This is a genomic window from Mycolicibacterium sp. MU0053 (assembly GCF_963378095.1).
GTDB lineage: Bacteria > Actinomycetota > Actinomycetes > Mycobacteriales > Mycobacteriaceae > Mycobacterium > Mycobacterium burgundiense.
In genome coordinates, this window is the sequence record NZ_OY726397.1 from 5137791 (window position 1) to 5162107 (window position 24317).

The 24317-nt window shown below is 66.9% G+C and carries 24 protein-coding genes and 1 riboswitch; of the genes, 18 read left to right on the forward strand and 6 right to left on the reverse strand.

Annotation, left to right across the window (positions count from 1 at the left end; translation table 11 throughout):
- Window position 1: 1 nt before the first annotated feature.
- Window positions 2-919 (reverse strand): HxlR-like winged helix-turn-helix transcriptional regulator, encoded by a 918-nt coding sequence (locus RCP80_RS24405; protein WP_308480139.1) that lies wholly within the window; start codon window positions 917-919, stop codon window positions 2-4.
- A 28-nt stretch (window positions 920-947) separates the two neighbouring features.
- Window positions 948-1736 carry an enoyl-CoA hydratase/isomerase family protein gene (locus RCP80_RS24410; protein WP_308480140.1) on the reverse strand — a complete coding sequence of 263 codons (789 nt, stop codon included), beginning with the start codon at window positions 1734-1736 and terminating at the stop codon, window positions 948-950.
- A gap of 388 nt (window positions 1737-2124) precedes the next feature.
- Here RCP80_RS24410 and RCP80_RS24415 point away from each other — a divergent pair, with 388 nt between their 5' ends.
- From RCP80_RS24415 to RCP80_RS24455, 9 genes are all read left to right on the forward strand, one after another.
- Window positions 2125-3390: an aromatic ring-hydroxylating oxygenase subunit alpha gene (locus RCP80_RS24415; RefSeq protein ID WP_308480141.1), complete on the forward strand. Its 1266-nt coding sequence runs from the start codon at window positions 2125-2127 to the stop codon at window positions 3388-3390.
- Window positions 3391-3395: 5 nt separating this feature from the next.
- The gene (locus tag RCP80_RS24420) at window positions 3396-3725 is read left to right on the forward strand and encodes a hypothetical protein (protein ID WP_308480142.1); all 330 of its coding nucleotides are present in this window, start codon (window positions 3396-3398) and stop codon (window positions 3723-3725) included.
- On the forward strand, window positions 3722-4990 hold the full coding sequence (locus tag RCP80_RS24425) for a metal-dependent hydrolase family protein (protein WP_308480143.1): 1269 nt from the start codon (window positions 3722-3724) through the stop codon (window positions 4988-4990). Before RCP80_RS24420 ends, RCP80_RS24425 begins: the two co-directional genes overlap by 4 nt.
- A gap of 106 nt (window positions 4991-5096) precedes the next feature.
- Complete coding sequence (locus RCP80_RS24430) at window positions 5097-5549, forward strand: MarR family winged helix-turn-helix transcriptional regulator (protein ID WP_308480145.1); 453 nt, start codon at window positions 5097-5099, stop codon at window positions 5547-5549.
- Between the two features lie 68 nt (window positions 5550-5617).
- The gene (locus tag RCP80_RS24435) at window positions 5618-6679 is read left to right on the forward strand and encodes a 2Fe-2S iron-sulfur cluster-binding protein (protein ID WP_373693407.1); all 1062 of its coding nucleotides are present in this window, start codon (window positions 5618-5620) and stop codon (window positions 6677-6679) included.
- Window positions 6680-6725: 46 nt separating this feature from the next.
- Window positions 6726-7469: an SDR family NAD(P)-dependent oxidoreductase gene (locus RCP80_RS24440; RefSeq protein WP_308480147.1), complete on the forward strand. Its 744-nt coding sequence runs from the start codon at window positions 6726-6728 to the stop codon at window positions 7467-7469.
- Between the two features lie 48 nt (window positions 7470-7517).
- The gene (locus tag RCP80_RS24445; RefSeq protein ID WP_308480148.1) at window positions 7518-8789 is read left to right on the forward strand and encodes an aromatic ring-hydroxylating oxygenase subunit alpha; all 1272 of its coding nucleotides are present in this window, start codon (window positions 7518-7520) and stop codon (window positions 8787-8789) included.
- Entirely contained in the window at window positions 8786-9121 is a 336-nt protein-coding gene (locus tag RCP80_RS24450; RefSeq protein WP_308480149.1) for a hypothetical protein, read from the forward strand. Before RCP80_RS24445 ends, RCP80_RS24450 begins: the two co-directional genes overlap by 4 nt.
- 28 nt (window positions 9122-9149) lie before the next feature.
- Entirely contained in the window at window positions 9150-9995 is an 846-nt protein-coding gene (locus RCP80_RS24455; RefSeq protein ID WP_308480150.1) for a TauD/TfdA dioxygenase family protein, read from the forward strand.
- Window positions 9996-9997: 2 nt separating this feature from the next.
- Here RCP80_RS24455 and RCP80_RS24460 read toward each other — a convergent pair whose 3' ends face one another.
- Window positions 9998-10825 carry a helix-turn-helix transcriptional regulator gene (locus tag RCP80_RS24460; RefSeq protein WP_308480151.1) on the reverse strand — a complete coding sequence of 276 codons (828 nt, stop codon included), beginning with the start codon at window positions 10823-10825 and terminating at the stop codon, window positions 9998-10000.
- Between the two features lie 59 nt (window positions 10826-10884).
- Here RCP80_RS24460 and RCP80_RS24465 point away from each other — a divergent pair, with 59 nt between their 5' ends.
- Together RCP80_RS24465 and RCP80_RS24470 are read left to right on the forward strand one after the other, a co-directional pair.
- On the forward strand, window positions 10885-12585 hold the full coding sequence (locus RCP80_RS24465; RefSeq protein WP_308480152.1) for an AMP-binding protein: 1701 nt from the start codon (window positions 10885-10887) through the stop codon (window positions 12583-12585).
- Between the two features lie 25 nt (window positions 12586-12610).
- Entirely contained in the window at window positions 12611-14071 is a 1461-nt protein-coding gene (locus RCP80_RS24470; protein WP_308480153.1) for a protein adenylyltransferase SelO, read from the forward strand.
- Window positions 14072-14073: 2 nt separating this feature from the next.
- On the opposite strand, the gene RCP80_RS24475 is transcribed toward RCP80_RS24470, so the two are convergent.
- Both RCP80_RS24475 and RCP80_RS24480 read right to left on the reverse strand, forming a co-directional pair.
- Window positions 14074-14448 carry a PH domain-containing protein gene (locus RCP80_RS24475; protein WP_308480154.1) on the reverse strand — a complete coding sequence of 125 codons (375 nt, stop codon included), beginning with the start codon at window positions 14446-14448 and terminating at the stop codon, window positions 14074-14076.
- Between the two features lie 112 nt (window positions 14449-14560).
- Window positions 14561-15508: an acyl-CoA thioesterase gene (locus tag RCP80_RS24480; protein ID WP_308480155.1), complete on the reverse strand. Its 948-nt coding sequence runs from the start codon at window positions 15506-15508 to the stop codon at window positions 14561-14563.
- Between the two features lie 371 nt (window positions 15509-15879).
- On the opposite strand from RCP80_RS24480, the gene RCP80_RS24485 reads away from it, so the two are divergent.
- From RCP80_RS24485 to RCP80_RS24515, 7 genes are all read left to right on the forward strand, one after another.
- Window positions 15880-16317 (forward strand): hypothetical protein, encoded by a 438-nt coding sequence (locus RCP80_RS24485; RefSeq protein WP_308480156.1) that lies wholly within the window; start codon window positions 15880-15882, stop codon window positions 16315-16317.
- A 198-nt stretch (window positions 16318-16515) separates the two neighbouring features.
- Window positions 16516-17322, forward strand: a complete 807-nt coding sequence (locus RCP80_RS24490) for a L,D-transpeptidase (protein WP_308480157.1) — start codon at window positions 16516-16518, stop codon at window positions 17320-17322.
- A gap of 133 nt (window positions 17323-17455) precedes the next feature.
- Entirely contained in the window at window positions 17456-17596 is a 141-nt protein-coding gene (locus tag RCP80_RS24495) for a hypothetical protein (RefSeq protein ID WP_308480158.1), read from the forward strand.
- Entirely contained in the window at window positions 17580-18743 is a 1164-nt protein-coding gene (locus RCP80_RS24500) for a N(5)-(carboxyethyl)ornithine synthase (protein WP_308480159.1), read from the forward strand. Before RCP80_RS24495 ends, RCP80_RS24500 begins: the two co-directional genes overlap by 17 nt.
- A 23-nt stretch (window positions 18744-18766) precedes the next feature.
- A riboswitch (cobalamin riboswitch) is annotated at window positions 18767-18888 on the forward strand.
- A gap of 54 nt (window positions 18889-18942) precedes the next feature.
- A complete protein-coding gene (locus tag RCP80_RS24505; protein WP_308480160.1) occupies window positions 18943-19716 on the forward strand; it encodes a (2Fe-2S)-binding protein in 774 nt (257 codons plus the stop codon).
- 49 nt (window positions 19717-19765) lie between these two features.
- Entirely contained in the window at window positions 19766-21391 is a 1626-nt protein-coding gene (locus tag RCP80_RS24510; protein WP_308480161.1) for an FAD-binding protein, read from the forward strand.
- Window positions 21388-22257, forward strand: coding sequence for an alpha/beta fold hydrolase (locus RCP80_RS24515; RefSeq protein ID WP_308480162.1), 870 nt, complete (start codon window positions 21388-21390; stop codon window positions 22255-22257). Before RCP80_RS24510 ends, RCP80_RS24515 begins: the two co-directional genes overlap by 4 nt.
- A 355-nt stretch (window positions 22258-22612) precedes the next feature.
- Here RCP80_RS24515 and RCP80_RS24520 read toward each other — a convergent pair whose 3' ends face one another.
- Window positions 22613-24226 carry a flavin-containing monooxygenase gene (locus RCP80_RS24520; RefSeq protein WP_308480163.1) on the reverse strand — a complete coding sequence of 538 codons (1614 nt, stop codon included), beginning with the start codon at window positions 24224-24226 and terminating at the stop codon, window positions 22613-22615.
- Window positions 24227-24317 lie beyond the last annotated feature (91 nt).

Consider the following 24317-nt stretch of genomic DNA (forward strand, 5'->3'; position numbering starts at 1 on the left):
ACTAGTGCCGGCGGACGAAGCTGACCTCGGATCGGGTGAGAGGCCGGGCGCATTCGCTGCAACTGAGCCGCGGCGACAACGCCTCGCCGCATCGAAGATGGGTCAGTCGAACGGGTGGCTGCCCCTTCGCCAACCACCGGTCCCCCCAAGCCAACATCGACAACGGCACCGGATACAAATCCAGCCCCTTGGCGGTGAGCCGGTATTCGTAGCGCGGCGGCCGTGTTTGATAGGCCTGCTTTTCGATGATGCCATGGTCGACGAGGTGCTGGAGGCGCTGGCTCAGAATGTTGGTGGCGATACCGAGGTGTTGCAGGAACTCCTCGAAACGGGCCGTGCCGTAGAACAATTCGCGGATGATCAGCGCGCTCCAGCGGTCGCCGAGGACCTGGAGGGTGGCGGCGATGGAACTGCGCCGCGGGCGCTGCAGCAGATCCAGATTGGGCGCGCGCCGCCGCGCGGCGGTATCCGGGCCCGCGTCGAGCGCGCCCGGTCGCCGGTCGAAGCTGACGTCACGCGCGTGGATCACCTCGTTGCACGCGGCGCAGCGCAGCTCAGCCCGAATCCGGTCACGACAGCCGATGTGAGCCACCCGCAGCGGGACCGGTTCGCCGTCGGAATACCAACGATCGCCCCAGGCCATCGCGGTCATCGCGCACATGAAGAAGTCGGCTCCGGCCGGGGTGAGGGTGTAGTCGCGGCCGTCCTGCGCCATCAACCCGTTGGCGCACAACGACGACAGGCGCGCGCTCAGGGTCGAGCGCGCGATCTGCAGGCGGTTCTGAAACGCATCGAACCGGTGGGTGCGGTCGATGATCGCGTCGCTGAGCAGCAACCATGACCAGGCATCCCCAATGGCCTCGACGGCGCCGAACACCGAACAGCTGAGCGGCGCAGATGACTCGGCCAGGTCCGACACCGAATCAGCCTACCGCCTGCAGTTCGGATCAGTCCTGCCAGAACGTCTTTGATCGCTGTCGCCGCTGCTGACGACGTTCCCGGTCCCGGAAGTCGGAGACCCCGTCGGTCTTGTGGCGACCGATCCATTCGGCCTCGAGCGCGAGGCCGACGGCAATGTTGTCGGCGCCGTAGTTCAGGCACTTCTTGGTCCTCTCGAGGGTGCGTGGGTTCTTCTCCAACAACACCTCGGTCAAGGCCTCGACCTCGGCGTCGAGTTGCTCCGGTGTGGTGAGACGGTTGATCAGGTTGTACTTCTCCGCGGTCGCGGCGTCGAAGAGGGCACCTATCAGGTTCCACTCCTTGGTCTTTCGGCGCCCGGCAAACCCGGCCAGCCGACTGGTGCCGCCCCACCCCGGGGTGATCTCCCAATCGATTTCCGGCATCCCCCACCGCGACCGATCGGTGGCCACCACAAAGTCGCAGACCAGGGTGAGTTCGAGGCCGCCGCCGACGGCGATCCCATCGACCTTCGCGATCGTCATCTTCGTCAAGTCCTCGATGATCTTCGCGGTCTCCTGGTACAGCCGGATCTGCCGGCCGGCGATCTCCTCGTCCCAGCTACTGAACTCGGCGACGTCATCGCCGGCGCAGAAGGTGTCGCCGGCGCCCTGGAGCACCACCACCCGGCACTCCCGGTCGTCGCGAATCTCCCGTACGGCGTGGTTGAGCTGCTCGGACAGGTCGCGGTCCAACGCGTTGTGCACCCGGGGCCGATTCAACGTCACCGTGGTCACCGGACCGGAACGCTCCACGATCAACTTCCGTTCGTCATTCATGGCAACCTCCAACTAGTTACTTGCATAACAAGACGTACTTGCATAACGAGACTTTAGAGCACCTGCGCCTGTCGGACAAGGGCCGGCGCGGATGACTGCGGCGCGTGGCCGTCGACGGTCCCGGTTCGATGCTTGAACGTGTTGCAGCAGAAGGCCGTTCGTTCCTGCAGGATTGAGCCGGCCGCGCCGCCGGCCATTGTGGCGCGCGCAAAACACCATGACGGCGATTAAGTATCAACTACTTGTCATCTTGGCGGCTGCGAGCTACGGTCGGAGCCGGTAGCCCTGCCCGCAGCGACGGAAGAACCTACGGCGCACTGCAGACGGGGTCCGCTGGTACGCAGCCCTGCGCCGGCGTTCTTTGAGGTCGAATTGCAGAGGAGCGGGCATGGCTCGGTTTCCCAAACCAGCTGAAGGCAGCTGGACGCAGCACTACCCCGAACTCGGCACCGGACCGGTGTCCTACGAGGATTCCATCAGTCCCGAAATCTACGAACTGGAGCGCAAGGCGATCTTCAAGCGGGCCTGGCTCAACGTCGGCCGCGTCGAACAGGTGCCCCGCACCGGCAGCTACTTCACCAAGGAGATGAAGGCGGCCAACACGTCGATCATCGTCGTGCGCAGCAAGTCCGGCGCCATCAACGCGTTCCACAACGTGTGCCGGCACCGCGGCAACAAGTTGGTCTGGGACGACATGCCCTTGGAAGACACCAGCGGGATGTGTCGGCAGTTCATCTGCAAATACCACGCCTGGCGTTACGACCTGGACGGCAATCTCACCTTCGTCCAGCAGGAGGAGGAGTTCTTCGACCTGGACAAGAGCCGCTATGGACTGGTGTCGGTGCACTGCGAGGTGTGGGCCGGGTTCATCTTCGTCAACTTCGCCGAAACCCCCGAGCAGTCGCTGCCCGAGTTTCTCGGACCGATGATCACCGACCTGGAGGGCTATCCCTTCGACAAGCTGACCTCGCGGTTCACCTACCGCTCGGAGGTGAAGGCGAACTGGAAGCTCTACATGGACGCGTTCCAGGAGTTCTACCACGCACCGGTACTGCATGCGAACCAGTCGCCGACCGCCTACTCGAAGGCCGCCGCCGAGTCGGGTTTCGAGGCACCCCACTATCAGATCGAGGGCCCGCATCGGTTGGTGAGCACCTCCGGAGTGCGGGCCTGGGAGATGGCCGACGAGATGCGTAAGCCGATCGAGGACATCTGCCAAAGCGGGTTGTTCGGCCCGTGGGACAAGCCCGATCTCGGCGAGATGCCGGTCGGCCTCAACCCGGCCAAATGTGATCCGTGGGGTCTGGATTCATTTCAGCTGTTCCCGAACTTCGTCATCTTGTTCTGGAGTCAAGGTTGGTACCTGACGTATCACTACTGGCCGACCTCGTTCAACACCCACACCTTTGAGTGCACGCTGTACTTTCCGCAGCCCCGTACCGCTCGCGAACGGCTGGGTCAGGAGTTGGCGGCCGCGTCGTTCAAGGAGTACGGCCTGCAGGACGCGAACACCCTCGAGGCGACCCAAACCTCGATCGAGTCCCGCGTGGTCACCGAGTTCCACCTGTGCGACCAGGAGATTCTGCTGCGTCACTTCCACCAGGAGACCGCCGCGTGGATCGACGACTACCAGCGCACGACAGCCGGAGTGTGAGCGCCATGCCAAGCATGTTGCCGTCGGAATTCGCCGACCTGGAACAGTTTTCGGAGTGGTGTCTGGGCTCTGAACCGGAGCGCTACGCCAAGCGCCTCGGCAGCGACATGACCCAGATGCAGGCCTTCTACGACGCCATCACCGCACGGGCCGAGGAGGCGATCTCCTACTGCGACAAGTTCGCCCTCGATGACATGCCCGAGGACGTACTGAACCTGATGCACTTGCTCTATTCCATGGTGACGGTGTCTTTTTCGGTCGAGTGCTGGAAACAGCCGCGGGTTCCCGATTCCGGTGCCACCTCGTTGGACTGCGTCGCCGAGCCCGTCCCGTGACTGCCGCGGCCGAGGCCGGGTCCGGGGCCACGGTTCTGCGGGCGGCCCGCTGGGCCGACGTCGCCGCGGGGGTCGTTCATTCGCCCGCGGTGATCGTGGTGGACGGCAACCGCATCACTGCTGTGAACCCGGAAGGACCGCTGCCCGACCCGGGCACCGAGATCGACCTCGGCGACGTCACTCTGCTGCCCGGCCTGATGGACATGGAACTCAACCTGCTCATCGGCGGGCCCGGCAGCCCCGAGGGTCTCCCCACCCCGATGCACGGGGTACAGGACGACCCGGCCTACCGAACCCTGCGCGGCGCGGTCAACGCCCGCACCACGCTCGACGCCGGATTCACCACCGTGCGGAACCTGGGTCTGATGGTCAAGACCGGCGGCTATCTGCTCGACGTGGCCCTGCAACGCGCGATCGACCAGGGCTGGCATCCGGGTCCGCGCATCTACCCCGCCGGGCATGCCGTCACGCCGTACGGGGGGCACCTGGACCCCACCGTGTTTCAACGCCTGGCGCCGGGCGTCATGCCGTTGACCGTTGCCGAGGGTATCGCCAACGGCGTGCCCGACGTGATCGCATGTGTGCGCTACCAGATCCGGCACGGCGCCAAGCTGATCAAGGTTTCGGCGTCCGGCGGGGTGATGTCGCACAGCACCGCACCGGGCGCACAGCAGTACTCGGATGCCGAGTTCGCGGCGATCGCAGACGAGGCGCACCGCGCCGGGGTCCGGGTGGCCGCGCACGCGGTCGGCGACACCGCGATCCGGGCCTGCATCCGCGCCGGGATCGACTGCATCGAGCACGGCTTCCTCGCCAGCGACGAAACGCTCCAGATGATGGTCGACCACGGCACTTTTCTGGTGTCGACCACGTATCTGACGGATGCGATGGCCATCGACCGGATCGCGCCGGAGCTGCGGAAGAAGGCGCTCGAGGTCTTCCCCCGCGCAAAGGCGATGCTGCCCAAGGCCATTGCGGCCGGGGTGAAGATCGCCTGCGGTACCGACGCCCCCGCGATCCCGCACGGGCAGAACGCCAGGGAACTCGGCGCGCTCGTCGAGCGCGGAATGACACCGATGCAGGCACTGCAGGCGGCGACGGTGGTCAGCGCCGACCTGCTGGACGCGGCGGCCGAACTCGGCCGCCTGGCTCCGGGCTACCTGGCCGACATCATCGCCGTGCCGGGCGACCCGAGCGTCGACATCACCACCACACGCGACGTGCGATTCGTCATGAAGGACGGGAAGATCGTCAAACGGGCGTGAGGGCGATGTTCGTCCCGGGACTCCGACCGCCCACAGCGACGTGCGCTAACGTCGAGGGACCGCGCAGCGCGGGAGTGGTGGTCCGCGGTGGCGGCAGGAGGCGGACATGGAACTCACCGACAACACGTTGTGGCTGCTCAAGCAAGCCTTCTACTTCTCTTTGACCTCCGTGAACGACGCGGTCAAGGGCCACGGCGTGAGCACCGCCCAGATCGGCGTGCTGCGCCAGTTGGCCAACGAGCCCGGCCTGTCGGGCGCCGAACTGGCTCGCCGTCTGCTGATCACCCCGCAAGGCGTGCAGCTGGCCCTGACCGCCCTGGAGAAGCGCGGCCTGGTCGAGCGCAAGCAGGACCCGCAACACGGTCGCATCCGGCAGGTCTTCCTCACCGACGAGGGCCGCGCAGTAGCCGGTGCCGTGGTCAGTGACGCCATTGCGGCCCACGACAAAGTGTTCGGCGTCCTGACGCCGGCCGAACAGCAACAGCTGCGCGCCCTGCTCGCCCGCATCGTCGAGCAAGGTACCGGGCACACCCTCTTCGCCGACCACGTCGAGAGCTAGACGACAAGGCCACGAGCCGATGGGCCCGGCCCTTGTCCCCGATGACAAGTACTTGATACTGTCGACGGGTGCATCCCGTGACTCGGCCTTTCGACGCGGTCGAGGCGGTGCCCGTTCCCGATTCGAACGGGTTCTCGCCGCTGCGCGTGAAGCGGGTAGTGCAGGAGACCGACGACGCGGTGTCCCTGATCCTCGATGTACCGGCCGCCGACCGGGAACGCTTCGACTATCGCGCCGGCCAGTTCGTCACGCTCCGGGTGTTCGTCAACGGTCAGGAGCATCGGCGGTGCTACTCGATGTCGTCCTCGCCCGCGGTGGAAACGGACCTGAGGATCACCGTCAAACGCGATCGCGACGGACTGGTCTCCAACTGGCTCAACGACACCGCCACCGCCGGCGACGAATTACACACCGCACCGCCCGAGGGCCGCTTCGTCCTTGCCGACACCGACCGGGACCTCGTTGCCTTCGCCGGCGGCAGCGGGATCACGCCGGTGTTCTCACTGATCCGCACCGCATTGGCCACCACCTCCCGACGGGTGGGGCTCTACTACGCCAACCGCAACCGCGACTCGGTGATCTTCGGTCCGTCGTTGACGCAGTTGGCCGAGGCCTACGGCGAGCGCTTCACCGTGCACCACCACCTCGATCACGATGCGGGCATGGTGGCGCCGCAACAGCTCATCGCTTTCATCCGCGACTTCAGCGATGCCGAGGCCTACATCTGCGGGCCCGCACCGTTCATGGACACCGCCGAGGCCGCGCTGCATGCAGCCGGCATTCCCAAGCCGCGGGTTCACCTGGAGCGTTTCACCGTTGCCGCGGCGCCGGCACCCGATCCGAGGGCCGCCGCAGTCACCGAGGAAGTGACCATCGAACTCAACCGAAGCACGGTGACGGTGCCGTACCGGGCCGGCAATACGCTGCTGCAGACCGCCCGCCTGGCCGGACTCAAGGCCCCGTCGTCCTGCGAAACCGGTTCGTGCGGAACGTGTATGGCGCAGGTGACGGAGGGGGCGGCGCGGATGCTCAACAATGACGCCCTCGACGAGGACGAGGTGGCCGACGGCTGGGTGGTCACCTGCCAGTCGCTACCGACCACCCGGACGGTACGGGTGGTCTACGAGTGATGGTCATGGAAAGGGCGTTTCGGTTGAGGTTCGCGGCGGCGTTGCGATGACGCGGGTAGCGGTGGTGACCGGCGGCGCGTCGGGAATGGGGGAAGCGACGTGTCACGAGTTGGGCCGCCGCGGGTACCGGGTAGCGGTTATGGATATGAATGTCGATGCGGCGCAGCGGGTCACCGATGATCTTCGCGGCAACGGGATCACCGCGGTGGCCGCGGGTGCAGACGTCACCGACCGCACTCAGGTCGAAGACGGCTTCGCCAAGATCCGCGGCGAACTCGGCCCCGTCGGCATCCTGGTCACCAGCGCGGGTTTGTTCGGCTTCGCCGCGTTCGCCGACATCACCGTCGAGTCCTGGCAGCGCATGATCGACGTCAACCTGACCGGCACCTTTCACTGCTGTCAGGTGGCGCTGCCGGACATGGTGGACGCGAAATGGGGCCGCATCGTGATGATCTCGTCGTCGAGCGCCCAACGCGGCACCCCCTTCGCCGCGCACTACGCGTCGTCCAAGGGCGCGCTGCTGACCCTCACGAAATCCCTGGCCCGCGAGTACGCGTCGGCTGGTATCACGGTCAACAACATCCCGCCCTCGGGGATCGAAACACCGATGCAGCACCAGTCCCAGGCTGCCGGCCACCTGCCGTCGAATGAGACGATCGCCGGCAACATACCCCTCGGCCGGCTGGGCACCGGTGCCGATATCGCTGCGGCAGTGGGCTTTCTGTGTTCGGACGAGGCCGGCTTCATCACCGGGCAGACCCTTGGCGTCAACGGCGGGGCCGTGATGTGACTCCGCACCGTGCAGTCTCGATTCACCACTATCCGCAGGGAGGTTCGTATGGCGATGCAATGGCCGAAGCCGGCTGAGGGTTCCTGGACCGAGCATTACCCGGAACTCGGCACTGGACCGATCTCGTTCCGCGACTCGACGTCCCCGGAGTTCTATGAGGATGAGCGCGAAGCCATCTTCAAACGGGCCTGGCTCAACATCAGTCGCGTCGAGGAAACCCCCGATACCGGCAGCTACATCACCCGGCGGGTGGAGGCCGCCGACGCCTCGTTCATTGTGGTGAAAGACGACCGCGGCCAGATCCGGGCCTTCCACAACACCTGCCGTCGGCGCGGCCACACCGTGGTGGACGTGGACTATCGCAGCACTGAACTACGCGACACCGGAACCGCATTCGAATGCCGGCACTGTGGTTGGCGCTATGGGCTCGACGGCACACTGCAATCCGTCCCGGACTCGGAGCGCTTCCCGCATCTGGACCGCGCAGATTTCGGCCTGGTTGCCGTGCACTGTGAGGTGTGGGCCGGCTTCGTGTTCGTCAACTTCGACGAGAAGCCGCGGCAGACGCTGCGAGAGTTTCTGGGCCCCATGGTCACCGGGCTCGACGACTACCCCTTCGGCAAGCTCACCGAGCGTTACGACTGGGTCGCCCACAACAACAGCAACTGGAAGATCTTCGCCGACGCCTTCCAGGAGTACTACCACGTGCCGGCCCTGCACACCCAGCAGGTGCCGCCAGAAGTACGCCAGCCCAACGCGGGCTTCACCTGCGCCCACTTTCAACTCGACGGCCCGCACCGGGTCGTCTCAACGGCGGGCACCCGACGGTGGCTGCTGGCGCCGGAGTACATGTACCCGATCGAGCGCGCCACCGGCAGCGGCCTGGTCGGGCCGTGGCGCACCCCCGACCTCGGTGACCTACCGGCCGGACTCAATCCCGGCGGGATCGAACCGTGGGGGATCAGCAACTTCCAGATCTTTCCCAACCTGGAGATCCTGATCTACGGCGGCTGGTACCTGGTGTACCGGTACTGGCCCACCTCGTACAACACGCACCGCTACGAGGCCTACACCTATTTCCATCCGGCCCGCACGGTCCGGGAGCGGATCGAACACGAGGTGGCCGCCGTCGTTCTCAAGGAGTTCGCGCTGCAGGACGCCGGGATGCTCGGCGGCACCCAGGCGGCGCTCGAGTATGACGTGATCGATGAGTTCCCCGTCAATGACCAGGAGATCCTGGTCCGTCATCTGCACAAGACCGCCGTCGATTGGGTGGCTGCCTACCGGAGCGAACGCACCCCGGCGGGAGCGTCGCAGTGACGGCCCCGCGGCTGCCGAGTGCGTTCGCCGAACTGGAACCGTTCGCCGAGAGATGGTGCCTCGCGACCGAGACCGAGCGCTGGAATGAACGGGTTTCCAGCTCGATGCCGGCGATGCGGGAGTTCTACGATGCCTTCTTTCCGCGGGTGGAAGAGGCGATCGAGTACTGCGACAAGTTCAGCCTGGACGATCTTCCCGAGGATGCACTCAACCTGCTGTACCTGATTTATTCGCTGGTGCTGGTGGCGATGGCGGTGGAGATCATGCACCAGCCCACCCCCGTCGACGCCGCGGACGCGGTCATGATCCGTACCGGCGAGCCGCGGCCGTGATTGCTCCAACTAGGAAAGGCGACAGCGCATGAGCGTGTTGACCCTCAACAAACTGACCTCCTCGGTGGGCGCCGAAGTCGTGGGTGTCGACCCCGATCGCCTCGCCACCGACGACGGTCTCGGCGCCGCAGTCCTCGACGCCCTGGAGGACAACGGGGTGCTGGTCTTTCACGATCTGCATCTGGCGCCGGCGGCGCAGGTGGCGTTTGCGCAGCGTCTGGGCGCGATCGACCGCTCCGCCGACGGCCACCACCCGGTGTCGGGGATCTATCCGATCACCCTCGATCGAACGAAGAACAGCGCGGCCGAGTATCTCAAGGCCACGTTCGACTGGCACATCGACGGCTGCACACCCATCGGCGAGGAGTGCCCACAGAAAGCCACGGTGCTCTCCGCGATCCACGTTGCCGCCCATGGCGGGGAGACGGAGTTCGCCAACTCGTATGCGGCCTACGACTCGTTGAGTGAGTCCGAGCAACGGCATTACGAGACGCTGCGGGTGGTGCACTCCCTGCAGGCCTCGCAGAGTCGGGTCTACCCGAACCCCACCGAGGAGCAACTGGTCCGCTGGCGCGCCCGACCCACCCACGAACACCCCTTGGTGTGGACGCACCGCAGCGGCCGGAAGTCGTTGGTGTTGGGGGCCTCTGCGGATCACATCGCCGGGATGGACGTCGAGGAGGGACGGGCGCTGCTCGATGCGCTGCTGGCCCACGCCACCTCCCCGGACAAGGTGTACAGCCACCACTGGTCGGTGGGCGACACCGTGATCTGGGACAACCAGGGGGTCCTGCACCGCGCGGCGCCCTACGATCCGGACTCGCCGCGGGAGATGCTGCGCACCACGGTGCTCGGCGACGAACCCATCCAGTAGGGCTACGGAATGAGTCCCTGCAGCCGGGCTTGCGAGACCGCTTCGTGGCGGGTACCCGCGCCCAGCTTGCCGGCCGCGCTGCGCAGATAGCTCTTCACCGTCTCGATCCGCAGCGAAAGTCGTTCGGCCGCTTCAGCGTTGGTGCAACCGAGGGCGACCTGCGCGAGCACGTCACGCTCGCGGGGCGTCAGTCGTACTGCCGCGGGCCCGGGGCGCCCCGCGAGCTGTTCGGCCAGCTGCTGCAGGTGCTCACGCATTCCCGGCTCCGCATCGGCGGCGAGCCGGCGCAGCTCCGCGTGGACCTGCCGGATGGTCTCCGGGCTCGCGGCGCCGGCGACCTGCGCCTGCCGCAACCGCAGTCGTCGGTCCACCTCATCGCGGATGCGTAGCTCGTCGGCCAACCGGCGACCCGAATCGATCATGAGCTCGACGGCCCGACCGCCCATCGGGGCACCCGAGCGGTACGCGCCGTACAGCATCGCCCGCGGCGCCCCGTCGACGACCACGGGCACCGCCAACACCGACTGGATGCCCTCCGAGAGCACGGGGATGTCGTAATCGTGGGTGATGGTCGACGCGGTCCGGTAATCGGCGACCGACAACGGCCGACCGGCCACCATGCTGGCGCCGCCGAGCCCCGAACTCGGCTGCACCACCACGCCGCGCAGCAACCCCGTCCGGGTGCCGACGAACTCGCTGAGCAGCAAGATGCCGTCGTGCACCTGGCCACCGAACAACACCGGAATGCCCCCGTGGGACGCGAGGTGACGCAACTCGGCCCGCAGTGCGTCGGCATCGCGCGGTCGCAGCAGCGCCGAACCGGTCGACATGTTCTTCACCCTCTTCCGGGGGTAGCGGGCGGACGAGTGTGACGTAGATCCTAGCTGTCATGACCAGCAACACCGATTTGTATCGTGACGCCCGCGACCTCCTCGTTTCCGTCCTCGGCGACTACGACAAGGCAATCGAGACGTTCGCGTGGCCGCAGGTGGCGGGCACGTTCAACTGGGCGACCGACTGGTTCGACGTCATCGCGCGCGACCCGGCGTCGGCGAGCCGACTCGCGCTCTGGATCGTCGAAGCGGACGGCGGCGAGCAGAAGGTGACATTCGCCGAGATGGCCCGGCGCTCGGATCTGGTCGCGACCTGGCTGCGGCAACTCGGCGTCGGCAAGGGCGATCGCGTCATCCTGATGCTCGGCAATCAGGTTGAGCTATGGGAGGTGATGCTCGCAGTGGCCAAGCTCGGGGCGGTCATCATGCCGACCACGGCGGCGCTGGGTCCGGCCGACCTGACCGACCGGATCGGCCGCGGCGGCGCCCGCTTCGTCATCGCCAACGCGGCGGACACAGCGAAGTTCGACGCAGTGCCCGGCGACTATGCGCGCATCTGTGTGGGCGACGCCGTACCAGGGTGGCACGCCTACGCCGACGCCGACGAGGTCCCGACCGCGGGCCCATTTCAGGCCTGCACCGACGCGGCCGACCCGATGCTCATCTACTTCACCTCGGGCACCACCAGCCGGCCCAAGCTCGTCGAGCATTCGCAGGTCTCCTACCCCGTCGGGCACCTGACCACGATGGCGTGGATCGGCGTGCGGCCCGGCGATGTGCACCTGGCGATCAGCTCGCCGGGGTGGGCCAAGCACGCCTGGAGTTGCTTCTTCGCGCCGTGGATCGCCGAGGCGACGATCTTCGTCTACAACTATCCGCGGTTCGACGCCGCCGCGTTGTTGCACCAGCTGCGCCGGGCCCGGGTCAACACGTTCTGCGCGCCGCCGACGGTGTGGCGGATGCTGATCCAGGCGGATCTGGGTCCGAAACCCGACGGGCTGCGCGAGGTTTTGGGTGCGGGCGAGCCGCTGAATCCCGACGTCATCGCCCAGGTCGAGCAGGCCTGGGGACTGACCATCCGCGACGGGTTCGGCCAGACCGAAACTACGCTGCAGGTCGGCAACACCCCGGGTCAGCCCGTCAAGGCCGGGTCGATGGGCCGGCCGATGCCGGGGGTGCCGGTGGTCCTCGTCGACCCGATCTCCGGGGAGCCCGCAGACGAGGGCGAAATCTGCCTCGACCTCAGCCACGCGCCGCCGAACCTGATGACCGGCTACGTCGATGACCCCCACCGCAACGCGATCGTCACCGCCGGTGGCTACTACCACACCGGCGACGTCGCCAGCCGCGACGAAGACGGCTACATCACCTACATCGGCCGCACCGACGACGTGTTCAAATCGTCGGACTACAAGGTGTCGCCGTTCGAGTTGGAAAGCGTACTCATCGAGCATCCGGCGGTCGTCGAGGCCGCCGTCGTCCCGCAACCCGATGACACCCGACTGTGCGTGCCGAAGGCGTATGTGGCGTTGGCCGACGGCTGGGACGCCGACGCGGGCACCGCCAAGGCGATCATGGAGTACGCCCGCGACCATCTGGCGCCCTACCTGAAGGTGCGCCGGGTCGAATTCTTCGACCTGCCCAAGACCATTTCGGGCAAGATCCGCCGCGTCGAACTGCGCGACCGCGAGGACGACGCGCACCGCCGCGGCGTTCCCATCGACACCGAACACCGCTACGAGGACTTGGTGGACTGAGTCGCGTCCTCCGTACTCTGGTGGGATGAGTGTCGCACCGGCCAACCCCGTCGCCCTGAGCAGCTGGTTTGCCCGCGAACTGCCGGAGATGGCGGTCACGTGGCAGGCCGCAACCCCGCCCGATCCGAGGCTGCTGATCGTCAACGAGCAGCTTGCCGCCGACCTCGGCCTGGACCCGCGCTGGCTGGCCAGCCCGGCCGGCGTGGGGTTCCTGGTCGGCACCGCCGTGCCCGAGGACGCGGCCCCGGTCGCGCAGGCCTACGCCGGCCACCAGTTCGGCGGTTTCGTGCCGCGGCTGGGCGACGGGCGAGCGCTGCTGCTCGGCGAGTTGGTCGACACCGAGGGCCGGGTACGCGACGTGGCACTCAAGGGGTCCGGTCGCACCCCGTTCGCGCGCGGCGGGGACGGCCTGGCCGCCGTCGGACCGATGCTGCGCGAGTACCTCATCAGCGAGGCCATGCACGCGCTGGGTGTGCCCACCACACGGTCGCTGGCCGTCGTCGCCACCGGATCGCCGGTGCACCGCGAGACACCGCTGCCGGGAGCGTTGCTGACCCGGGTCGCGAGCAGTCACCTGCGGGTCGGCAGCTTCCAGTACGCGGCGGCGAGCGGCGACCTGGCGCTGTTGCGCCGCGTGGCCGACCACGCAATAGCCCGCCATGCTCCGGCCGCGGCGGAGAGCGCCAAGCCGTATCTGGCGCTGTTCGAAGCGACGATCGCGACGCAGGCCGCCCTGATCGCGCAGTGGATGCTGGTCGGCTTCATCCACGGCGTGATGAACACCGACAACATGACGATCTCCGGCGAGACCATCGACTACGGGCCGTGCGCCTTCATGGACGGCTACCACCGCAGCACCGTCTTCAGCTCGATCGACGTCGCCGGCCGCTACGCCTACGGCAACCAGCCGGGGGTGGCGATGTGGAACCTCGCGCGGTTCGCCGAGACCCTGCTGCCGCTGTTCGCCGACGACACCGAGCGCGCCATCGAGATCGCCACCGGGGCACTCGACGGGTTCAGTGGTCGATACGAGGCCGCCTGGACCGCCGGGATGCGCGCCAAGCTCGGCCTGGCCGACGCCGACGATGCGGCGGTGACGCCACTGATCGACGACCTGCTGACGCAGCTGACCCAAAGCGGCGTCGATTTCACCTCGTTCTTCCGCGCCCTCGCGAGTGCCGCGCGTGGCGACCGCGAGCCCGTCCGTGGATTGTTCCTCGACCTGCCAGCGTTCGACGGCTGGCTGACCCGCTGGCTGGCGATGGGCCCCGACGACGACGCGATGGACCGGGCCAACCCGATCTACATTCCCCGCAACCATCTCGTCGAGCAGGCGTTGACCGCCGCGACCGACGGCGACCTCGACCCGTTCACGCGGCTGCTGGCAGTGGTCACCGACCCGTATGTGGAACGGCCCGGGCTGGAGCACTACGCGCAGCCGGCGCCGGACTCGTTCGGCCCCTACCAAACCTTCTGCGGCACCTGAGGTCAGAGCACGTGGTCGCCGATGAGCCTGCTGATGGTGCGCATGTCGACCTGTCCTCGGAAGTCCAGCCGAACCGTGCCGAGGCCGGCGAACCACATCTCGAGCTCGGCGTCGACGTCGAAGCGCCCTGTGGTCTCGATGCTCCACGCGTGAATCTTGTTGTAGGGCAACGATGAATAGTTCCGATTTTTGCCGTTGATGCCCTGCACGCTGATCACGATCAATCGCTTGTTGGTGAAGACCACCGAGTCCCGCATGCCCTTGAAGCTGAGTTCGACATGTTCACCGTCGACCAGGATCGGTGCCAGCTCGCCCGCGGCGGCCTTGGGACCGGCTGGGCCCAGCTTGACGAAGAGACCGTTTTGAAAGTCGATCATGGCCCGGACGGTACGTCCCGGCGTCAGGCAGCGGGACGGATCGCTCAAACTCGGGGCTGCCACGCGATTTCGGTGCGCTCAGCGGCGCTCAGCGCCTCCGGGCGCACCGAAATCACGGGCGCAGCGGTCGGATGAGGACCTCTTGGGCGGTGCTGGCCACCACGGCTCCCGCGGTATCGACGATGGTTCCGCGGACCAGCGCGCGGTGTCCGAAGATCGTCACCGCCTCCTGGACATAGAGGTGCCACTGGTCGAACTGTGCCGGCCGGTGCAGCCAGATGGCGTGGTCCAAGCTCAGTCCGGCGGCCGTCGCATAGTTGACCGCATCGGGGTGGACGCGAAACGCCATGTCCACGAATAGATAGTCGCTGGCGTAGGTGAGCAGCGCGTGGTGCAGCGCCGGATTGTCGCCGATGTCTCGCGGCAGTCGCATCCAATGCCCGCGCGTGCCCGCGGCCTGGGCGCCGCCCAGGAAAGTGGGTGCCTCAGCCATCCGCAGTTCCAGCGGCGGAGGGACGTCGATCCAGGTCTGCGCGAACGTCTGGAGTTCCGGCGGCGCCTGCTGCGCCCAGTGCTGCAGCAGCGGCAGCTCCTCCGGCGGCGGCCCGGCGGGGCGCACAGCCGGCGTCTGCGGCGCTTCCGGGTTGGTGTGAAAGGACGCGACCGCGGTCAACACCGCGGCGCCGTCCTGCCTGACCTCGACGTGCCGCGTCGACAGTGACCGACCATCGCGCGTGCGCTCGACGACGATGTCCACCGGCACCTCGGTTTGCCCGGAGCGCACGAAGTAGGCGTGCAGCGAGTTCGGTTGTTGGCCCTCGACCGTGCGGCTGGCGGCCAGGACCGCTTGCCCGAGCAGCTGACCGCCGAAGATGTGCCCGAACCGGTCGGGCTCGCTGGCAGCCCGAAAGGTGCCGTCGCCGACGGGTTCCAGCTGCAACGCCCGCTCTACATCGTCGAGCGCCGCCAGGATGGACTTCTCCAGGGGCAGCCCGGTACCGCGCAGCGGACCCGTGAATTCACCGCCGCCCGGGGTCGGCGCATCGTGGGACCGGGTCACCGCGCTCCTCCTCGAACCACCCGCGCCAACCGCGCGAAGAATCTACGAACCGCACAGGACCGTAGCCCGCGGCGGGTAAGTAGACCAAGACGGGTGCTTAGGGTAATGGGCCTGATGCGCACCATAGGACTCCGTGGCGCAGGGCCTCGGCCGAAACATCACCGAATGGCTGCGGTCCGGTCACACCCGGGCTCGTTTGCATCTCGGTCCAGCATCCAATCCGCTTTTGGCCCCAGGAAGTCCTTATATTTCAGATGCGTAATTTCTTCCCTGTAATTCACCCGACCAACCAGAAGGAGTCGACGGTGCGGCTTAATTTTGATCGATTCCTTATCGCGGGAGTGGCCTGCATTGGATTAGGCGCGGCCGCAGTGGGATTGAGCCCAGTTGCGGCAGCCGGCGGGGCCGACTGCGTCGAGAAGATGTCCGGCACCGCGGCGCCCTGCGCCGCCGTCTCGATCGAGGCGTCCGGCATCGGCGCGCTGCCCGGACCCCCGATCGCACCGCCGCCCGTGGTGCCACCCCTGGTCCCACCGCCGGTGGTGCCGCCGGTCCCGCCTCTGGTGCCGCCGCTGCCCCCGGTCCCGCCGTTGGTGCCGCCGGTGCCCCCGGTCGTGCCACCGCCGGTGCCTCCTGTCGTCCCGCCGCTGGTGCCGCCCGTCGCCGCCGCCGCACCCCTGGTGCCCGCCGCAGCAGGCGCGCCGATGGTGCCGATGAGTGGCCTGGGCGGCAAGGGCGTGCCGACCAACCCGCAAACCACCGGCGGGCCCGCCGCCGGGGTGCCGACGCTGCCCGGCGCGGCCAACTAACAATCGGTACCCATTGTGCCGCAGATGGATTCCCTTCCATCTGCGGCACAATGCGCTGGCGGGCACGCACCGGTGCACGGGGTCAAACCGTGACCGATAATTGACCTAAATGTCAATGGTTGCAACCACATTCGTTGACGACAAGCACCTAGGATGGGTGCGTATACATGGTGTTGTTCATCTCAAGAGGTCGGGTACATGCGAGCGGTAGTTCGTTTTGCTTTCGCGGCGGTCGTGGTCGCCGCCACTGTGGCTTCGCCGACGGCTAGGGTCGAAACGACTGCGGTCGTGCGACCGCTGGACTCGACGATCGAGTCGATTCAGCCGATCGGCGACGAACCCGTTGGCGTGGCCCACCCGGTAGTCGTGACATTCAACGGACCTGTGGCAAACCGGGCAAGTGCGGAGCGTGCCCTGCGGATCACCGCCACCCCGGCTATGACGGGCCACTTCGAGTGGTTGGAAAGCAACGTCGTGCAATGGGTTCCAGACCAGTACTGGCCCGCGAACAGCACCGTGAAACTGGCGGTGGGCGGCAAGCGCACCCAGTTCGTGACGGGCCCGAAGGTGCTCGGGGTCGCCAGCCTGTCCAAACACACGTTCACGGTGACCATCGACGGCGACCCGGCGGGGCCGCCGGTGCGGCTACCCGCACCACACCACCTGCCGCACGCCGGCGAGGAGGGGGTGCTGCTGGCCTCGATGGGACGCGAAAAGTATCCGACGCCCGTGGGCAAGTACACGGTGTTGGAGAAGAACCGGACGGTGCTCATGGACTCCAGCAGCGTCGGGGTTCCCATCACCGAGACCGAGGGCTATCTGCAGGAGGTGGACCATGCCGTGCGTATCACCTGGCGGGGCATCTTCGTGCATTCGGCGCCGTGGGCCGTCCCCTCGATGGGTCTCGAGAACACCAGCCACGGCTGCATCGGCCTGATTCCCGCGGCCGCCGAGTGGTACTACGACACGGTCAAGGTCGGCGATCCAGTGATCGTGGAGGAATAACCGCCGGTCCGACACCGTCCAATTTCACGGCATGCCAGGGAAAATTGTTTCCCGCCGCCCCCTGCTGATCCCCACCACGGGGTATGGTCGAGGAATCGGGACCACCCAGGACCCCATAATTCAAGGGGCCAGCATGTCTGATAAGTCTCCTCGTCAAGCCATGGCCAAAAAGTCCGGCAAAAGCCTGAAAGAAAAACGCGCCGCCAAGCACGCCAAGGCCGCCCAGGCCCAGTCGTCGGCCACCGACTCCCTCATCAATGGCAAGAAGCGCTGACCGGCCACAGCTTTCGCTAGGCGTCCTGGCTCATTCGCGTAAGCCGAATGAGCGCCGATTGCCGATTCATCCGGCGCATTTCAGCCGCATCGACGCCGGTATCCAGCACCGTGTCTTCGTTGAGCACGGCTACGGCGCCGGCTTCGGCGCCACTGACGAAATGCTGGCCGAATCCGTCGGCGGAATCAGGACTCGGGCACAGCTGATCGCGGACTGCGATGTCGTCCTGCTCCCCAAGGTGCAGGCCGAAGACCTCGTGGAAATGAAAGACGGACAGGTTGTTTGGGGCTGGCCGCATTGTGTGCAAGACACCGCGCTGACCCAGGTTGCCATCGATCGACGATTGACGTTGATCGCGTTCGAGGCCATGAACCATTGGCGCAGCGACGGCGGCTTCGGTGTGCACGTCTTTCACAAGAACAACGAGTTGGCCGGGTACTGCTCGGTGCTGCACGCGATGCAGCTCGCGGGGGTCACCGGCAGTTACGGGCGCCGGTTGAGTGCGGCGGTGATCGGCTTCGGCGCGACGGCTCGCGGGGCGATCACCGCCCTGAACGCCCACGGCGTCGACGAGGTGCGCGTGCTGACCAACCGAGAGGTGGCCGCCGTCGCATCCCCGATCCACTCCACCCAGATCTTCCAGATGGGGCAGGACGAGGACGACCCCACTCGGACCTGGGTGGAGATGCCCGACGGGCCGGTGGCGGTGGCCGAGTTCCTGTCCGACAGCGACATCGTCGTCAACTGTGTGCTGCAGGATCCCACCTCGCCGTTGGTATTCGTCACCGAAGACGAATTGACGAAGTTCGCCCCGGGCAGCCTCATCGTCGACGTCTCGTGTGATGCCGGCATGGGTTTCAGTTGGGCCCGGCCGACCACCTTCGACGATCCGGTGGTCGAATTGCCCAGGGGCGTACTTTATTACGCCGTCGACCACAGTCCGTCGTATCTGTGGAGCTCGGCGACCTGGGAAATCAGCGAGGCGCTGTTACCGCACCTCGAAACTGTCCTCGACGGTCCGGCCGCGTGGGACGAGTCCCCGACGATTGCGCGCGCCATCGAGATTCGCGACGGCGTGGTACTGAACCCCGCCATCTTGTCGTTTCAGAACCGGGCCGAGGCCTATCCGCATGAGCGGCTACGCTAGGCGCGGTATACCCGCGACGGGGCCAGGAAGTCGGTGTGAATCCGGCACGGTCCCGCCACTGTGACCGGGGAGCGGACCCCATGCGTGACCACGGCCTTCGGGCTGGAAGGTCGGGGCGAGTGATGATCCGGGAGTCAGGACACTGCGCCGCCGCGGACCGCAATGGCGGGGCGTGGAGACCCCGGAACGGAGATCGCTCATGTACGCGCACGCCTGCCCACGGATGCCTCTCGGCCTACCGCACCGCGTTGCACCGCGGGCCGATCCCGAGCGGGTGCGGGCCGCGGTTGCGGACGTGGCCAGGTTCGGCCCGCCCTATCCGCTGTACCTCGATCCCGGGACCGCCGCGTTGTCCCGTCAGCAGTTGTGCGAGCCGAGCCAACTGCGATCGCTTCTCGGTGCGATCGGGGACCGCGTCGGCTCTGACGAGGATCGGGTCACCGCGTCCACGCTGCAGTACGGCTTCGCCGCACGGTGTTGGTCGCTGGTCTTGGGCGCCTGGCAACGCGGCGGCGTGGTGATCGACCTGCGCGGTCTTGGCTACGTCGTCAATCCCTCTGGGTCAGTAGATTTGGCTCTCAACGACTTCCGGGGTTGGGAGGGCAGCTCGATGGAATTCGATGAGGTGGTCGAGGTCATGGCGTACTCGATTCTCAGTGATCAGTTCACTGGTTTCCACGCGGCATTGCGCGGGGTTGCCCGGGTTGCCGATGGATTGCTGTGGGGGAACGCGGCCTCGGCGTTGTCCTCGGGCGCGCGCAGGGTTGCCGCGGGCCGGTCCGACGATCGGGTCACGCCGCTGGCGACTGCGCTGCTGTCCAGGGCTCCGTTGCGCAACAAGATGGTTTCCGCGCCGGTCGGCGGCGCCCGTCGGAGTACCTGTTGCCTGTGGTACCGCACCCGGGACCGGACCAAGTGCGGCGACTGCCCGCTGACCGAGCGCGCTGTCCTGCGGCGGGACGTTCGCCACTGAGCGGGAGGTGCTCTGGCGCAGCGCCGCCCCGGACACCACCATCGGATCAATGCACGCAGCCGGTGAATACGACGTCATCGTGGTGGGTTTCGGCGCGGCCGGTGCCGCCGCCGCGATCGAGGCCGCCGATCACGGCGCGCGGGTACTGGTCCTGGACCGCGGTTATGGCGGCGGCGCCACCGCGTTGTCCGGCGGCATCGTCTACGCGGGCGCCGGCACGGCCGAGCAACAGGCCGGCGGCTATGCGGACACCGTCGAGGACATGCGCGCCTACCTGCGGGCCGAGGTCGGTGATGCCGTCAGCGACGACACCCTCACCCGGTTCTGTGAGCAGAGCCCGACGATGATCGAGTGGCTCAAGGCCCAGGGGGTGCCGTTCCGCGGCGGCCCGGTGTCGTCGTACAAGACCTCCTACCCCACCGACGACTTCTACCTCTACTACTCCGGCAACGAAAAGGCCTACCCCCACAGCCGGCACACGCGTCCGGCGCCGCGCGGCCACCGCGTCGTGGCCCCCGGCATGAGTTCGGGCAAGGTCATGTTCGAGCACCTGAGCCGCTCCGCCAAGACCAAGGGCGTCGACGTCGTCCCGCTGGCACGGGTACACGATCTGATCAAGGACGACCAAGGCCGCGTCACCGGTGTCCGCTATCACGCGGTGGATCCCAATCATCGCGCTGCACAGCGGTACTCGAGGCTGACCAGACTTACCGGCAAGGTGGGCACCTGGATGCCTGGCCTGGTCAAGGGCGTGGTCGCCCGGGCTGAGCGGATCTGGTCCGAGGCCGCGGTGGAGCATGAAGCCCACGCCGGCGCGGTGGTGCTGGCGGCCGGTGGCTTCATCTACAACCGCCCGTGGATGCAGGAGTTCGCACCGCAGTTCATGAAGATCTCGCCGCTGGGCACCCCCGGCGACGACGGCACCGGGATCGCCCTCGGCCTGTCCGCCGGCGGCAAGACCGACAAGATGGGCAATGTCACCGCGTGGCGCTTCCTGGCGCCGCCCAGCGCGTTCCTGGAGGGGCTGACGGTCGGCGCGGACGGTCGGCGGATCGCCAACGAGGACCTCTACGGCGCGACCCATGGCAACGTCATGATGCGCGAGTTCAGCGGCTGTGGGTGGGCGATATACGACGCACCGACCTGGAAGAAGGTCCGTGCACAGATCGGCGAGCAGACTCAACTGTTCCAGCGCCTGCAGCTGATCTACCTCTTCACAGTCGGGCACAAGAAGGCCGCCACAATCGAGGCGATCGCGCGGAAGAACGGCATCGACCCGGCGGGGCTGCGACGGACATTCGACGAGTACCGGCGTGGAATCGACAGTGGTGCCGGTGATCCGGGCCGCAAGGTAGCCGAACTGTGCCCGCCGATGCGAACGGGACCGTTCTATTCGATCAACATCTCCGCCGACTCGTCGACGTTCTACCCCATTCCGGGGCTGACGCTCGGCGGCTTGGTCGTCGACGAGAGCACCGGCGAGGTCGTGCACCGCGACGGTGGGGTGGTGTCGGGACTGTACGCCGCCGGCCGCAACGCGGTCGGCATCTGTTCCAACAGCTATGTCAGCGGCCTGTCGATCTCCGACTGCATCTTCAGCGGCCGCCGCGCCGGCACCCACGCGGCGCAGACCGGGCCCAACGGACCGTCGCACCACTTAGGGTCAGCACGGTGACGACGCAGACCTACGACCATGACCAGACCTTGCGCGAGGTAACGACCCCCGCGGGCGTGCTTCGGTATCACGAGGCCGGCGACGGCCCGCCGCTGCTGCTGCTGCACGGTTCGGGCCCGGGCGTGACGGGGTGGCGCAACTTCCGCGGCAACCTCGCCGTGTTCGCCGCACACTTCCGCTGCCTGATCTTGGAATTCCCCGGTTACGGCGTGAGCGACGACTTCGGGGGTCACCCGGTGGTGGACGCGCAGGCCGCCATGGTGCATTTCACCGATGCCCTGCAACTGGAGCGCGCGGACATCATCGGCAACTCAATGGGCGGCGGCGTCGGCATCAACTTCGCGATCAATCACCCCGAGCGGGTCGGCAAACTCGTCACCATCGGCGGGATCGGCACCAACATCTTCAGTCCCGGCCCCAGCGAGGGCATCCGGCTGCTGCAGGAGTTCACCGAGAACCCCACGCGGGAGCGGCTGATCGACTGGCTGCATTCGATGGTCTACGACCCGGCGCTGGTGACCGAGCAACTCATCGAGGAACGCTGGGCGTTGGCCACCGAGCCCGAGACCCTGGCGGCCGCGCGCCGGTTGTACGGCAAGGCCGCCTTCGCCGCGATGATGGACATGATGCGCAAGGCCGACTTTCCGATGCCGTGGGCGACCATGCACAAACTCACCGTCCCGACGCTGCTCACCTGGGGTCGCGACGACCGCGTAAGCCCGCTGGACATGGCATTGATCCCGATGCGCACGATTCCCAACGCGGAATTCCACGTGTTCCCCAACTGCGGACACTGGGTGATGATCGAGGCCAAGGCCGCGTTCGAGCGGACGGTGCTGTCGTTCCTGGCGCGGGACCGAGGCTGACTCTCCTCGCCGCCGTGGACGGGGCGCGCGCCGCGGGTCTCGACGAGCTACGGCTCATCCCGACGACCGCCGATCCCGACGAAATCGATCGTGCACGTGAGGTGCTCAGCATCTAGGCCCGGCCTTGCGATGCGTGTGATGTTTCGCGCGGCTGGCCAGCGCAAGGATGCGTTGGTTTCGCTGCTCTCCACGAGGCTCCTCGATCGTGGCCCGTCATCGTCTGCTGACGTCCATCCACAGCATGGACCGCGCACGGGCCCCTCGCCGGTCACCTGTGGATATCCGTCACCCGAAGATGACGGCATCTGGTCGAGAGGCCGTCCGGAGACAGCCCGGCAGCCTATTCAGCGATGTCCTAGACCTGCTTGAGCAGATCGAATCCCTTGTAGCCAGCACCCGCCACTTCCGCGCAGATGTCGAGGTAGGCGGCGAACCCGCCGATGAAAAGCAGGAACACGCGCGGCTTTCCGGGCACGTTGGCGCCCATGTACCACGAGTTCGCCCGCGGGAACAGCGTGCCCTCGGCGCGGCGATTGCACTCGGCGATCCAGTTGTCCACCGCGTCCGGGGTCGCCTCGATGGCGGCGAGGTCGTGCTGGTCGAGATGGGCGATGGCATCGGCGATCCAGTTGATGTGGGCCTCGGCGTGCAGGACCATGTTGGCCAACACCGCGGGCGCCCCGGGGCCCGACACCAGGAACAGGTTGGGGAAGCCGTCGACACCGAGGCCCAGGTAGGTGCGCGGCCCGTCGGCCCAATCCTCGACGAGTCGCTGTCCGTCTCGACCGACGATGTCGATCTTGGCCAGGGTGCCGGTCATCGCGTCGAACCCGGTGGCCAGCACCAGGGCGTCGACGTCGTAATGCGCCGCCGCGGTCGCGATGCCCGACTCGTCGATCGACTCGATCGGAGTCTTGCGGACGCTGACCAGGGACACGTTCGGGCGGTTGAAGGTCTGAAAGTAGTTGGTGTCGGTGCAAATTCGCTTGGTGCCGATCGGGTGGTCATCGGGGATCAGCAGGTCGGCGACCTCCGGGTCGTCGATGACCGCGCGGACCTTCTGCTCATAGAACCTGCGGGCCTCTTCGTTGGCCTCGAGGTTGATCATCTGGTCGGAGAACGTCTTGGAGAACAGCACTCCGCCCAGGCTCCACCGCTTTTCGAACGCCGCCTGCCGTTCCTCCGGGGTGACCTCCATGGTCAGCTTCGGGTGCGCCACGTGCGGAGATCCGCCGCCGCTGCGCCAGGACATCCGTCGCCGCTCGTCGTAGGTGTCCTTGGCGTGCGCGATCTCCTCGGCCGTCAGCGTCCGGTTCCCCGCCGGGACACTGTAATTCGGGGTGCGCTGGAACACATACAGTTCGGCGGCCTGCTTGGCGATCACGGGAATGGACTGAATCCCCGAGGAGCCAGTCCCGATCACCGCAACCCGCTTGCCGGTGAAGTCCACGCCCTCATGCGGCCAGTGGGCGGTGTGATAGACCTCGCCGCCGAAGGAGTCCAGCCCCGGGATGTCGGGAGTCAGCGGCGAGGAGAGCGGGCCGGTGGCCATGACCACGAATCGCGTGGTGATCACCTCACCGGTGTCGGTGCTGACCGTCCACCGCAAGGTGTCCTCGTCGAGCACCGTCGAGGCGACCTTGGTGTTGAACGTGATTCCGGAACGCAGATCCAGTTTGTCGGCAACCCAGTTGATGTAGGCAAGAATCTCGGGTTGGGTGGCGTACTTCTCGGTCCACGTCCACTCCTGCTGCAACTCGTCGGAGAACGAATAGCAGTAGTCCAGACTCTCGACGTCACATCGCGCGCCCGGGTATCGGTTGAAGTACCAGGTGCCGCCCACCTCCGGGGCCGCCTCGTACACCCGGACGGTGAGGCCTTGCGCACGGAACTTGTGCAGGGCGTACAGACCGGCGAATCCGGCACCCACCACAACAACATCGACATGGCTATCGGTCGCGGTACTCACGGCAGCGAGGTTAGGTCGCCGCCGCGGACCGGGCCGGGGTGCTTCCCGGTCAACGGGCAACCGGATATTTCTCCCGACCACCGGTGACTGC

What these genes read in the sequence shown, in the direction of transcription:
- RCP80_RS24410 (WP_308480140.1), bottom strand. Translation starts at nt 1,736, where the DNA reads ATGAATGACGAACGGAAGTTGATCGTGGAGCGTTCCGGTCCGGTGACC.
- RCP80_RS24415 (WP_308480141.1), top strand. Translation starts at nt 2,125, where the DNA reads ATGGCTCGGTTTCCCAAACCAGCTGAAGGCAGCTGGACGCAGCACTAC.
- RCP80_RS24420 (WP_308480142.1), top strand. Translation starts at nt 3,396, where the DNA reads ATGCCAAGCATGTTGCCGTCGGAATTCGCCGACCTGGAACAGTTTTCG.
- RCP80_RS24430 (WP_308480145.1), top strand. Translation starts at nt 5,097, where the DNA reads ATGGAACTCACCGACAACACGTTGTGGCTGCTCAAGCAAGCCTTCTAC.
- RCP80_RS24440 (WP_308480147.1), top strand. Translation starts at nt 6,726, where the DNA reads ATGACGCGGGTAGCGGTGGTGACCGGCGGCGCGTCGGGAATGGGGGAA.
- RCP80_RS24445 (WP_308480148.1), top strand. Translation starts at nt 7,518, where the DNA reads ATGGCGATGCAATGGCCGAAGCCGGCTGAGGGTTCCTGGACCGAGCAT.
- RCP80_RS24455 (WP_308480150.1), top strand. Translation starts at nt 9,150, where the DNA reads ATGAGCGTGTTGACCCTCAACAAACTGACCTCCTCGGTGGGCGCCGAA.
- RCP80_RS24460 (WP_308480151.1), bottom strand. Translation starts at nt 10,825, where the DNA reads ATGTCGACCGGTTCGGCGCTGCTGCGACCGCGCGATGCCGACGCACTG.
- RCP80_RS24465 (WP_308480152.1), top strand. Translation starts at nt 10,885, where the DNA reads ATGACCAGCAACACCGATTTGTATCGTGACGCCCGCGACCTCCTCGTT.
- RCP80_RS24470 (WP_308480153.1), top strand. Translation starts at nt 12,611, where the DNA reads ATGAGTGTCGCACCGGCCAACCCCGTCGCCCTGAGCAGCTGGTTTGCC.
- RCP80_RS24475 (WP_308480154.1), bottom strand. Translation starts at nt 14,448, where the DNA reads ATGATCGACTTTCAAAACGGTCTCTTCGTCAAGCTGGGCCCAGCCGGT.
- RCP80_RS24490 (WP_308480157.1), top strand. Translation starts at nt 16,516, where the DNA reads ATGCGAGCGGTAGTTCGTTTTGCTTTCGCGGCGGTCGTGGTCGCCGCC.
- RCP80_RS24495 (WP_308480158.1), top strand. Translation starts at nt 17,456, where the DNA reads ATGTCTGATAAGTCTCCTCGTCAAGCCATGGCCAAAAAGTCCGGCAAA.
- RCP80_RS24500 (WP_308480159.1), top strand. Translation starts at nt 17,580, where the DNA reads ATGGCAAGAAGCGCTGACCGGCCACAGCTTTCGCTAGGCGTCCTGGCT.
- RCP80_RS24505 (WP_308480160.1), top strand. Translation starts at nt 18,943, where the DNA reads ATGTACGCGCACGCCTGCCCACGGATGCCTCTCGGCCTACCGCACCGC.
- RCP80_RS24510 (WP_308480161.1), top strand. Translation starts at nt 19,766, where the DNA reads ATGCACGCAGCCGGTGAATACGACGTCATCGTGGTGGGTTTCGGCGCG.